At 63.5% G+C, this 11,559-nt stretch carries 13 protein-coding genes; 9 read left to right on the plus strand and 4 right to left on the minus strand.

Features of this window, described 5'->3' with window-relative positions:
* A complete protein-coding gene (locus tag NKH60_RS22090; RefSeq protein WP_352873341.1) occupies positions 1 to 660 on the minus strand; it encodes a GntR family transcriptional regulator in 660 nt (219 codons plus the stop codon).
* A 322-nt stretch (positions 661 to 982) separates the two neighbouring features.
* On the opposite strand from NKH60_RS22090, the gene NKH60_RS22095 reads away from it, so the two are divergent.
* From NKH60_RS22095 to atzF, 8 genes are read left to right on the plus strand one after another with little or no spacing between them, the layout of a single operon-like run.
* A complete protein-coding gene (locus NKH60_RS22095; protein ID WP_352832076.1) occupies positions 983 to 2,110 on the plus strand; it encodes a BMP family ABC transporter substrate-binding protein in 1,128 nt (375 codons plus the stop codon).
* Between the two features lie 20 nt (positions 2,111 to 2,130).
* Entirely contained in the window at positions 2,131 to 3,255 is a 1,125-nt protein-coding gene (locus NKH60_RS22100) for an ABC transporter permease (RefSeq protein ID WP_352832073.1), read from the plus strand.
* Positions 3,255 to 4,181: an ABC transporter permease gene (locus NKH60_RS22105; RefSeq protein ID WP_352501329.1), complete on the plus strand. Its 927-nt coding sequence runs from the start codon at positions 3,255 to 3,257 to the stop codon at positions 4,179 to 4,181. Before NKH60_RS22100 ends, NKH60_RS22105 begins: the two co-directional genes overlap by 1 nt.
* Positions 4,182 to 4,196: 15 nt before the next feature.
* Positions 4,197 to 4,898, plus strand: coding sequence for a biuret amidohydrolase (gene biuH / locus NKH60_RS22110; protein ID WP_352832071.1), 702 nt, complete (start codon positions 4,197 to 4,199; stop codon positions 4,896 to 4,898).
* A gap of 58 nt (positions 4,899 to 4,956) precedes the next feature.
* Positions 4,957 to 6,441 carry an ABC transporter ATP-binding protein gene (locus NKH60_RS22115; RefSeq protein ID WP_502907762.1) on the plus strand — a complete coding sequence of 495 codons (1,485 nt, stop codon included), beginning with the start codon at positions 4,957 to 4,959 and terminating at the stop codon, positions 6,439 to 6,441.
* Positions 6,441 to 7,109 carry a cysteine hydrolase family protein gene (locus tag NKH60_RS22120; RefSeq protein ID WP_352832065.1) on the plus strand — a complete coding sequence of 223 codons (669 nt, stop codon included), beginning with the start codon at positions 6,441 to 6,443 and terminating at the stop codon, positions 7,107 to 7,109. The genes NKH60_RS22115 and NKH60_RS22120 overlap by 1 nt, the downstream gene beginning before the upstream one ends.
* Positions 7,102 to 7,452 (plus strand): cupin domain-containing protein, encoded by a 351-nt coding sequence (locus NKH60_RS22125; protein WP_352832062.1) that lies wholly within the window; start codon positions 7,102 to 7,104, stop codon positions 7,450 to 7,452. Before NKH60_RS22120 ends, NKH60_RS22125 begins: the two co-directional genes overlap by 8 nt.
* Complete coding sequence (atzF, locus tag NKH60_RS22130) at positions 7,449 to 9,257, plus strand: allophanate hydrolase (protein ID WP_352832060.1); 1,809 nt, start codon at positions 7,449 to 7,451, stop codon at positions 9,255 to 9,257. The genes NKH60_RS22125 and atzF overlap by 4 nt, the downstream gene beginning before the upstream one ends.
* A 5-nt stretch (positions 9,258 to 9,262) precedes the next feature.
* Here the strand turns inward: atzF and NKH60_RS22135 are convergent, their stop codons facing one another.
* On the minus strand, positions 9,263 to 9,820 hold the full coding sequence (locus tag NKH60_RS22135; RefSeq protein ID WP_352832057.1) for a cytochrome c: 558 nt from the start codon (positions 9,818 to 9,820) through the stop codon (positions 9,263 to 9,265).
* Positions 9,821 to 9,837: 17 nt separating this feature from the next.
* Positions 9,838 to 10,380, minus strand: coding sequence for a phosphatase PAP2 family protein (locus NKH60_RS22140; RefSeq protein ID WP_352501323.1), 543 nt, complete (start codon positions 10,378 to 10,380; stop codon positions 9,838 to 9,840).
* A 41-nt stretch (positions 10,381 to 10,421) separates the two neighbouring features.
* Between NKH60_RS22140 and NKH60_RS22145 the strand changes: the two genes are divergently transcribed.
* Positions 10,422 to 10,904, plus strand: a complete 483-nt coding sequence (locus NKH60_RS22145; RefSeq protein ID WP_352501322.1) for a DUF2127 domain-containing protein — start codon at positions 10,422 to 10,424, stop codon at positions 10,902 to 10,904.
* A 42-nt stretch (positions 10,905 to 10,946) separates the two neighbouring features.
* Here the strand turns inward: NKH60_RS22145 and cueR are convergent, their stop codons facing one another.
* Positions 10,947 to 11,345, minus strand: coding sequence for a Cu(I)-responsive transcriptional regulator (gene cueR / locus NKH60_RS22150; RefSeq protein WP_352832054.1), 399 nt, complete (start codon positions 11,343 to 11,345; stop codon positions 10,947 to 10,949).
* Positions 11,346 to 11,559 lie beyond the last annotated feature (214 nt).

Consider the following 11,559-nt stretch of genomic DNA (forward strand, 5'->3'; position numbering starts at 1 on the left):
TTAGGAAGCCGATGTCGGGAACGGCTCGGTCCTGCCTTTGGGGCGATCGCCGATGGCAAAGACGGCGCTCGCCTCGCTGACGATCGAGACATGATCCTTGGCGGCTGTTCCGGCCGCCGCACTGTCGCCGCGCATGATTGCTGTCACGATGGCGTCATGCTCCTGCCATGACTGGGCCAGCCGGCCGGGCAGCATGAATTGCGCGCGCCGGAACGGCGCCAGGCGGCCACGGGTCATGACGGTCAGTTCATAAATGTGCTTGCTGTGGGCGCCGCGATAGAGCCGGGTGTGGAATTCGGTGTTGAAGAGCTCATACTCTTCTTCGGCACCGAGCTGCACGAAGCGCGCCGACGCCTGGTGCTCGGCCTCCAGCGTGCGGCGCTCGCCAGCGGTCATGCGCTCGGCCGAGAACCGCGCGCAGATCGCTTCAAGCTCGGCCATGCTTTCGAACATCGAGGCGAGGTGCTCCTGCGTCACCACGGCGACGGTGGCGCCGCGGTTCGGCCGCCTTTCGACCAGCCCCATGGCGCTGAGCCGGCTGAGCGCTTCCCTGATCGGCGTGCGTGAGACGTCGAAGCAGGCGGCTAGCGAGGCCTCGTCGAGCTTTTCGCCCGGGCGCAGGAAACCGGTGACGATCCGGTCGCTGATCGCCCTCACCATCTGATCGACGGTCGTGCCCGACCTGATCAAATTGCGCTTTCCCGACACGTCTCCTCCGTCCAGTCTTTTCGCTAGAGCCGTAAGCCACTCACCGGCTTCGATTCCTCTGCATCTCTGTATGCCTATGTTTTAGCCTTCATGTCAAATTGGCGATTTTGGAGGCAAAAAGTGTATGCAATTGCTCCGGCTTTGTGCAGCCCACATCGGCACACTCATTGATATTGCAGAATAAATCTCATTTCTGAAACTGGCATGCTGATTGCATACACTTTTTTCATTGAGGTGTTAACCGGCCCCAAGGGCCCCACAGAGGGAGCATTCAATGTCCGAGAGATTCATGCTTAGCCGCCGCGACCTGCTCAAGACCTCCGCCGCCGGAGCGGCGCTCGGCCTTGCGTCCGCATCGTTTCCGATCAGCAGGGCCTTCGCCGCGACGGCCACCGTCGGCTTCATCTATGTCGGGCCAAAGGACGATTACGGCTACAACCAGGCGCATGCCGAAGGCGCCGCCACGCTGAAGGGGATCGAAGGAATTTCCGTCGTCGAAGAGGAGAACGTGCCGGAGACGGTCGACGTGCAGAAGACGATGGAATCGATGATCAATCTCGATGGTGCGTCGCTGATCTTCCCGACCTCGTTCGGCTATTTCGATCCGCACATGCTCGCCATGTGCGCGAAATTCCCCGACGTGCAGTTCCGCCATTGCGGTGGCATGTGGAACAAGGACAAGCATCCGATGAATGCCGGTTCCTATTTCGGCTATATCGGCATTGGCCAGTATCTGAACGGCGTCGTCGCCGGTCACACCAGCAAAACCAAGAAGCTCGGCTTCGTCGCGGCAAAGCCGATCCCGCAGGTGTTGCTCAACATCAATTCCTTCCTGCTCGGCGCGCGCTCGGTCGACCCGACCATCACCTGCCAGGTGATCTTCACCGGCGAGTGGTCGCTAGCGGTCAAGGAGGCGGAGGCCACCAATGCGCTGGTCGACCAGGGTGCCGACGTCATCACCTGCCATGTCGATAGCCCCAAGGTGGTGGTCGAGACGGCGGCCGGGCGTGGCGCCTTCGTCTGCGGCTATCATGCCAACCAGAGCCCGCTGGCGCCGGAAAAATACCTGACCGGCGCGGAATGGAACTGGGCCAAGGTCTACAAGATGTTCGTCGACGAGCTGGTGGCCGGCACGCCGCTGCCCAATTTCACGCGCGGTGGCCTGGCCGACGGCTTCGTCAAGATGAGCCCGCTCGGCCCCGCTGTCGGCGAGGCCGCCCGCAAGCAGTTCGACGGCGCGCTGGCCGACATGATGAAAGGCGGCTTTTCCGTCATCAAGGGTCCGCTGAAGAGCAACAAGGGCGTCGTCGTCGCGACCGAAGGCCAGGCCTTCGCCGAGACCGCGCTCGAACTCGAAAGCATGGACTACCTGGTCGAGGGCGTCGTCGGTTCGACCGCCTGAACCGGATCGGAGACGGGGTCATGGCAGACACTGTCAGCACTGCGGGCGCACCAGCGCTGTTTGGCGCCAGGAATTATCCGGCGGCGCTCGAATGGACGGCGCGGCGGGCGGAAGCCTTCGTCATACCGCTCGCGGCGCTGCTCGTCGGCATGGCGCTGTTCAGCGTGTTTATCGCGCTGGTCGGCAAATCGCCGGTGCAACTCTACGAGACGATGTGGCGCGGCGGCTTCGGCTCGTGGTTCTCGATCCAGAACTCACTGTCGCGGGCAGCACCGCTTTTACTGGCAGCGCTCTGCGTGGCGCTGCCGGCACGACTCGGCCTCGTCGTCATCGGCGGCGAAGGCGCGATCGTGCTGGGCGGCGTTGCCGCCGCCGCCATCTGCGTCGCGGCGAATGGCGCGCCGGCTTTTCTGGTCATCCTGCTGATGGGCGTGGCGGGCGCGGTCGCCGGCGGCATCTGGATCGGTGCCGTCGGCGCACTCCGCCACTACCGCGCCGTCAACGAAACTATCTCCAGCCTGCTGATGGCCTATATCGCCATCGCGCTGATGAACCATCTGGTCGAAGGGCCGCTGCGCGATCCGGCTTCGCTCAACAAACCCTCGACCGAGCCGCTGGCGGATGCCTACCGCATCGGCAACATTCCAGGCATGGACGTGCACTGGGGCCTGGTCGTCGGCATTCTCGCCTGCCTCCTGTCCTGGCTGTTGATCGAAAAGACGCGCTGGGGGTTTGCCGCCCGCATTGCCGGCGGCAATGTCAGGGCAGCTCAGGTGCAAGGGCTTGCCGTCGGGCCGCTGATCGTCGGCTTCACCGGGCTGGCCGGCGGCTTCGCCGGGCTGGCCGGCATGCTGGAGGTCGGCGCCGTGCAAGGCAGCGCCAACGCCTCGCTCGCCGCCGGCTATGGCTATACCGGCATCCTCGTCGCCTTCCTCGCTCGCCACAATCCGCTCGCCATCATCCCGGTCGCTTTCCTGCTCGGCGGTATCGGCGCTTCCGGCGGGCTGATCCAGCGCCGCATGGACCTGCCCGACGCCACCGTGCTGGTGCTGCAAGGCATGCTCTTCGTCGTCATCCTGTTCAGCGAAACCTTTTACGGCCGCTTCAAGGTCTTCAATCCCGATCTGTGGAAGAGAGGCTCCTGATGGACGCGACCGAGATCGGCCTGTGGGGCGTGCCGCTCGCCATTCTCGGCGGCGCCATCCGCGTTTCGACGCCCTTCATCTTCGTCTCGCTCGGCGAAGCCATCACCGAACGCTCCGGCCGCATCAATCTTGGCCTCGAAGGCACGCTGGTCTTCGGTGCGATGACTGCCTACGCCGTCGCGGTGATGACCGGCTCGCCATGGCTCGGCGTGCTGGCTGCCGCCGGTGCCGGACTTTGCTTCGGCCTGTTCCACGGCTGGATCTGCAAATTCCGCGGGGTGAACGACATCGCCATCGGCATCGCGCTGATGCTGTTCGGCTCCGGTCTCGCCTTCTTCTTCGGCAAGCCGTTCATCCAGCCCTCGGCACCAGACCTGCCGGCCATCGCCTTCGGTGGCTGGTCGGATATCCCGCAGGTGCAGGCGGCGCTCAACGTCAACATCCTGTTCCTGATTGGTGCCGCACTTGCCGTGTTCCTATGGTGGGCGTTCCGCAATACGCGCGCCGGCCTGATCGTGCGCGTCGTCGGCGACAGCTCCGATGCGGCGCGCGCCATGGGCCTCAATCCCAACACCGTGCGCCTGCTTGCGACAGGTGTCGGCGGTGCGCTCGCCGGCATCGGCGGCGCCTATCTGTCGCTCTATTATCCCGGCAGCTGGACCGAACGCATCTCGTCGGGGCAGGGCCTGATGGCGGTGGCGCTGGTCATCTTCGCGCGCTGGAATCCGCTCGGCTGCTTTGCCGCGGCACTATTGTTCGGCGGTGCGGGCGCGCTAGGCCCGGCGTTGCAATCGGTCGGGGTCACGCAGGGCTACTACCTCTTCTACGCCGCGCCTTACATCCTCACGCTCATCATCATGATCGCCACCTCGTCGCCGAGCCGCTCGCTTGCCGGCGCGCCGGGCGAATTGTCGATCACCAAATGACTGGAGTTTTTTCCGATGAACGCCAGAGCCGAGATCACCCAGCGCTATATCGATGCCGACCCTTATCCATGGCCTTATAATGGCGAGCTGCGGCCGGACAATACGGCACTGATCATCATCGACATGCAGACCGATTTCTGCGGGCCGGGCGGCTATGTCGATCATATGGGCTACGATCTTTCGCTGGTGCGGGCGCCGATCGAGCCGATCAAGTCGGTGCTCTCAGCCATGCGGGCCAAGGGTTACACCATCATCCACACGCGCGAGGGCCATCGGCCCGATCTCGCCGACCTGCCGGCCAACAAGCGCTGGCGCTCGCGCCGCATCAATGCCGGCATCGGCGACCCCGGACCTTGCGGGCGCATCCTGGTGCGCGGCGAACCCGGCTGGGAAATCATCCCCGACCTCTATCCGGCGGCGGGCGAGCCGATCATCGACAAGCCCGGCAAGGGCTCGTTCTGCGCCACCGACCTCGAGCTGATCCTGCGCCAGCGCGCCATCGAAAACATCGTGCTGACCGGCATCACCACCGACGTCTGCGTCCACACGACGATGCGCGAGGCCAACGATCGCGGCTTCGAATGCGTGATGCTGGAGGATTGCTGCGGGGCAACCGACTACGGCAATCATCTCGCCGCGATCAAGATGATCAAGATGCAGGGCGGCGTGTTCGGCGCGGTGTCGAATTCGGCATCCTTCGTCGCGCAACTGCCGTGAGGAGGCGATCTTGAGCGGAAGCACTGGGAAGAAGGCCGTCGGCGTCGAGACCATCGGCATGACCATGCGCTTCGGCGCTTTCACCGCGCTGGACGATGTCTCGATCAAGGTGCCGGCGGGATCGTTCCACGCGCTGCTCGGCGAAAACGGCGCCGGCAAGTCGACGCTGGTCAAATGCATGATGGGTTTTTACCATCCGACCGCCGGCGACATGCGGGTCGATGGCCGCGAGGTCGCGATCGCCAGTCCCAAGGACGCGTCGGCGCTCGGGCTCGGCATGGTTTATCAGCATTTCACGCTCGTTCCGTCGCTGACCGGCGCGGAGAACCTGGTCATTTCGCGCGAGAAGGTGCCGGGCGTCATCGACTGGCGCAAGGAGCGCGCCGCACTTGCGCAATTCATGCAGCGTATGCCGTTCAAGCTGCCGCTCGACGTCAAGGTGGCGGAACTTGCGGCCGGCGAGAAGCAGAAGCTCGAAATCATCAAGCAGCTCTATCTCGGCCGCAGTTTCCTGGTGCTCGACGAGCCGACTTCGGTGCTTACTCCCGGCGAGGCGCAGGAAGTGCTTGGCCTGGTGCGCGACATGACCAGGACCGGCGACCTTACCGTGCTGATGATCTCGCATAAATTCCACGAGGTGACGGCCTTTGCCGACGATATCACCGTGCTGCGCAAGGGCAGGCTGACCGGAACCGGAAAGGTCTCCGAACTTTCCCACAAGCAGATGGCGGCGATGATGATCGGCGACCAACCGATCGCCGCACTCGACAGCCGCGCCCCGGTGCCGGCCGGCGCCAGACAGGTGCTGACGGTAAAGTCGCTGAAGGCGCCCGACCGCACCGGCTTGAAAACCATCGACATCGGCGAACTCGATGTGAAGTCGGGTGAGATCGTCGGCATTGCCGGCATCTCCGGCAACGGCCAGAAGGAGTTTCTCGAAGTCCTTGCCGGACAGCGGGCGCGCAATGGCGGCGACGTTCTGGTGAAAGGCTCGCCCTATGGCGCCAGCCGCAGCGAGGCGCGCACGCTCAATGTCCGCTTCATTCCGGAGGAGCCGTTGCGCAATGCCTGCGCACCGAAGATGACGGTGGCGGAAAACATGGCCTTCCGGACCTTCGACCTCAACGAGGCCGGCAAGCCGGTCAACTGGATCAGGATGAGTGCGATCAGTGACTACGCGGCCCGCCTGATCGAACAGTTCAAGGTCAAGACGGCCTCGCTCGCTTCGCCGATTTCGTCGCTGTCAGGCGGCAATGTGCAGCGCGCCGTGCTGGCGCGCGAGCTGACCGGCGAGGTCGATTTGCTCATCGTGTCGAATCCCTGCTTCGGCCTCGACTTCTCCGCCGTCGCCGAAATACGCGCCCGCATCATGAAGGCGCGCAACGCCGGTGCCGCCGTGCTTTTGATGTCGGAGGACCTTGATGAGCTGCTCGAGCTCTCGGACCGCATCTTCGTCATGTCGGACGGCGCGCTGGTCTACGAGACGCCGATCGCGCAGGCGAGCGTGCAGACGATCGGCGAGCACATGGCGGGACATCACTGATGGCGGAGATCGAGGCGCTGCCGTTTCCGTTCGCCTTCAAGCCTGAGGCGATGGCGCTGGTCGTCATCGACATGCAGCGCGATTTCGCTGAACCCGGCGGCTTCGGCGCCAGCCTCGGCAACGACGTCAGCCGGGTGGTGGCGATTGTGCCGACGGTGAAGAGATTGATCGAGGGGTTCCGCGCCGCTGGCCTGCCGGTGATCCACACGATGGAGTGCCACAAGGCAGACCTTTCGGATCTGCCGCCGGCCAAGCGCAATCGCGGCAATCCGTCGATCAGGATCGGCGATGTCGGGCCAATGGGTCGTGTGCTGATCATCGGCGAGCCGGGAACGGCGATCCTCGATGAACTTGCCCCACTGCCTGGCGAGATCGTCATCGAAAAACCCGGCAAGGGCGCGTTCTATGCCACCAGCTTCGGCGACGACCTCAAGCGGCTCGGCACACAGCAGCTAGTCTTTGCCGGGGTGACGACGGAGGTCTGCGTGCAGACGACGATGCGCGAGGCCAACGACCGCGGCTATGAATGCCTTCTGGCGGAGGATGCCACTGAGAGTTATTTTCCGGAGTTCAAGGTGGCAGCCCTTGCCATGATCAGGGCGCAGGGCGCCATCGTCGGCTGGACGGCAACGACGGACCAGGTGCTCGAGGGACTTTCCAATGCCTAACGTCGCATACGCGGCTCTCATCCAAGGGGGCTGGCGTGATCTGCCATTCGAGCATTTTCGCGAAGGCATCACAGTGCATTGGCTGCTCAAGGGTGGGCCGATGGAACCGTCGGTCGCCATCCTGAACTACCGGGCTGGCGCCAGCGTGCCGCGTCATCGCCATGCCGGGCTGGAGACGATCATCGTGCTGGAAGGCACGCAGAGCGACGAGAACGGCGATCATGCCGCGGGCAGCGTGATCCTGAACGCGGTCGGAACCGAGCATTCGGTGTGGACGAAGGATGGCTGCGTCGTGCTCATCCAGTGGAACCTGCCGGTAGTCATTCCGGGCGAGGCCAAATGAGTGACATTCGCTTCGACATAGCGAGCCTGCACGTTGCCTATCAGGCCGGCGTCGGCATTCGCGAGGTGATCGATGTGGTCCATGCGCGGCTCGCGGCGGCCGATGACCCCGGCATCTTCATCCATCTGGCGAGCAGGGCGGAGTTGCTTGCCGAGGCGGAAAAGCTCGGCCCGTTCGATCCCGCGGCAAAGCCGCTGTGGGGCGTGCCGTTCGCGGTCAAGGACAACATCGATGTTGCCGGCATGCCGACCACGGCGGGTTGTGCGGAATATGCCTACTTGCCGGCGAAAGACGCCACCGTCGTCGCGCGGCTCAAGGCCGCCGGCGCGCTGGTTGTCGGCAAGACCAATCTCGACCAGTTCGCCACCGGCCTGGTCGGCGTTCGCACGCCCTATCCAATCCCGAGGAATGCGATCGACCCGAAACTGGTGCCGGGCGGTTCCTCGTGCGGCTCGGCCGTGGCGACGGCGCGCGGCATCGTCTCCTTCGCGCTCGGCACCGATACCGCCGGTTCGGGGCGCATACCCGCCGGCCTCAACAACATCGTCGGGCTGAAGCCGAGCGTCGGCGCGCTATCAGCCGCCGGCGTCGTGCCGGCCTGCCAGACGCTCGACTGCGTCTCGGTCTTCGCGCTCACCGTCGATGACGCCTATCACGTGTTCGAGGCGGCGGCGGCAAAGGACGACGCCGATCCCTATTCGCGTGACCTCTGCATTCAGGCTCTTGCCGCGCGCCCGCCGGTGCTGACTGTCGGCGTGCCGGCCAGGGCGGACTGGACCTTCTTCGGCGACGAGGCGATGCAGGCGGGTTTCGAGGCCGCTCTTGCCTCGCTGGAGACGCTGGGCTGCCGGCTGGTCGAAATCCCGTTCGGTGATTTCTACGCCACCGCCACTCTGCTCTACGAAGGCGCCTGGGTGGCCGAGCGTTACGCCGCGATCAGGGACTTCATGGATGCCAACGAGGCCGCCATGCATCCGGTGACGCGGCAGATCATCGGCGGTGCGCGAAAACTTTCCGCTGCGGACGCTTTCAAGGGGCTCTATGCCCTGCAAGGCTATAAGGCCAAGCTTGCGCCGGTCATCGCCTCGGTCGACGTTTTCTGCGTGCCGACCGCGCCGACGCACTACACAGTCGAAGCGGTGCTGGCCGATCCGATCGTCACCAACAGCCGGCTCGGCACCTACACCAACTTCGTCAATCTGCTCGACATGTGCGGCATTGCCGTGCCGAGCGGAACCCGCAGCGACGGTCTGCCGATGAGCGTCACCTTGCTTGCCGCGGCGGGCAAGGACCACCTGACTGCGTCGCTTGCGCGCGATGTCCATGCGGCAAGCGGCCTTGCGCTTGGTGCTATCGGCTGGCCGCAGCCGCAGCGCGGCGATGTTCAGGCGGGCGTGGATGAAGGCACGATCGAGCTGGCCGTGGTCGGCGCGCATCTGTCGGGGATGGCGCTGAACGGCCAGCTGCAGCAGCTCGGCGCGATTTTCGCCCGGGCTGCAAGAACGGCGCCGCTCTACCGGCTTTACGCGCTCGCCGGCCAGTCGGTGCCGCGACCGGGGCTCGAACGGATCTGCAACGGCAAGGGGACAGCGATCGAGGTCGAAGTCTGGCGTCTCTCGCCGCAAGCCTTCGGCCGTTTTGTTGCCGCGATCCCGCCGCCGCTAGGCATCGGCACGCTTCTGCTTGATGACGGAACTTCGCCGAAAGGCTTCCTCGTCGAAAGTGCCGGTCTCACCGATGCAAAGGAGATTTCGCATTTCGGCGGCTGGCGCAATTTCATGGCGGGTCAGCTGCAGCGAAGCTGACGCTATCACTCGACCTTTTGCCTAAACTTCGAATGGCAGCTCGAGCAATCCTGCAAGATGAGATGCAGGAGGTGCTCCGCCGGCAATTTAGTGGGATCGGCTTCCGCGAGTGATGGTCGCTTGCCAAGCAGGCTGCCACCGCCCATCGCCAGGCCGGAACCCATTCTCATGTCGTCGGTGATGCGCGGCGGCGCCCGCTCGGCGTCGGAGGCCAAGGCGCTGGCCAGCGTCCCGATGTGGCGAGCCAGCTCTTCGAACTCCGCGCGGGCGGGGTCGATATCCGGCCTGGCGCCTGAAGGCGCGCCCAATGTCGCGCTGGGGAATTCGGCAATCAGGGCAGGGCCGGTGCGGGCGCGGATGGTCTCGGCCGCCGCCTTGAAGGCCGCGGCGTCGTACGCCTGCTTGCCGTCGAACATCCCGGCTATTGTCTTTGCGGCCTGGGCCATTTCCTTCATCGAGGCCTGGCGAGCCTGGATGACCGCATCACGACCCGAATGGGCGGCGGCGAGCACGACAGAGACGCAGGCAAGCGACAGGACCGCTATGATAGCTGCTTGTCTCATCGTTGGCACATAAGGAGCTAGAGAATTCTTGTGACCAGACTGTCCAGTCGGGAGTTCTCGCGATAGGCAAATCGGACCACAACGGCACCTAAGACGCCAGTGGTGGCACCGCCTATCACGTCGGTGAGATAGTGGGTGCCGATATAAATTCTCGACCAACAGATCAGCAATGCCATGATGGAGAGGGCCAGCGTCCGGCGCGGCAGACCTTGCATTGCAAGAGCAGCAACAACCGCAAAGCTGGCTGTCGCGTGGTCGGAGGGAAACGACCAGTCGGCGCTGGGCGCAATCAGCAGATGCGTCACGCCGGCATCGTAGGGCCGCAGCCGGTGGACGAATAGCAAAATGAACTGATTGATCGCCAGACCGAGCAGGAACGCCAAGCCGGCGGACAAGGCAGCATGGCGCACATGGTAGCGGTCGGCCTTTGCCCACCATTGCAGGGCAACAGCCAGCACCATCAGCGGAACGCCGATTTGTGAGACGGCGATCATTGCCTTATCAAGAAAAGGGCTGATCCCGGCTGCCGCGTTGATCCAGTGGGTGAGAGCTGCATCCATCGTTTCTCGTTTCCGCTGTTGTCGATCGCAAGGTGAATTTTGTGAAAGCAGTAGACGAACGCCGCATCCATCAGATTTTCGAGCTCAGCATCTGGCTTAAAGGGGCGCATGCCCTGATCGAATGCGTGGGCGGGATCCTGCTTTATGTCGTCACCACCGACGCCATTGCCTCCTGGGTCAATACATTCACCCAAGAGGAATTGATCGAAGATCCGAACGATTTCATAGCTGGCTATCTGTCGCAGATGGCAAGCCACTTTTCCGTCGCCAGCAAGGAGTTTTATGCCTTCTACCTACTTAGCCACGGCCTGATAAAACTGCTGCTCGTTGTCGGGCTTCTGAGAGGCAAGCTGTGGTCGTATCCGGCATCGCTTGCGGCGCTGGGCGCATTTATGATCTACCAAGTCTACCGCTACTCCTACACCCATTCGTTCGGCCTGCTTGTCCTGACCGTCTTCGATGCTGTCGTCATGGTGCTGATCTGGCATGAATGGAAGGTCGTGCGGCAGCACAAGCCGGCATGACAGCGAAGTTTGCACGTCAGCCGCTCCGATTTTCAATCCACCTCACTGGGCGACGCCTTGTCCTGCCAGCTCGTCGATGATCGGGCAATCCGGCCGCTCGTCGCCGTGGCAGTGACTGACCAATTGGTGGAGCAAGCCGCGCAATCCGACCAGTTCAGCGATCTTCCTGTCGATCTCCACCAGCTTGGCTTTCGCGATCACCTTCACGTCGGCGCTGTCACGTTCCCTGTCCTGGTACAGCGACAGCAGCTGGCGGCATTCGTCGACCGAAAACCCCAGGCTTCGCGAGCGCTGCAGGAAGCGCAGCCGGTGAATATCGGCCGTCGAGTAATCACGATAGCCATTGTCTGTCCGGGCCGGGCGCAAGAGCCCGATATCCTCGTAGTAACGGATCGTCTTGGCCGGCAAGCCGGATTTTTCGGATGCGACGCCGATGTTCATGGCGGAAATCTCCTTTGTCGGAGGAAATAGACCTTCCAGTAGATGGAAGGTCAACATCATGTGGCGATTTTGGATGCCTGACGCAACCGCCCGCCCGCTCCAACCGTTTGCCTGCCAGCACATACTGAACCTTCGGGAAGAAATCGGTCCTCGGAAACGTTTTTACCGAACAGTGCTCAAAACCCGGTGTTCGACACCGGGTGCCGATGAGCAA

The sequence above is a fragment of the Mesorhizobium sp. M1006 genome (genome assembly GCF_040318825.1).
Lineage (GTDB): Bacteria > Pseudomonadota > Alphaproteobacteria > Rhizobiales > Rhizobiaceae > Mesorhizobium.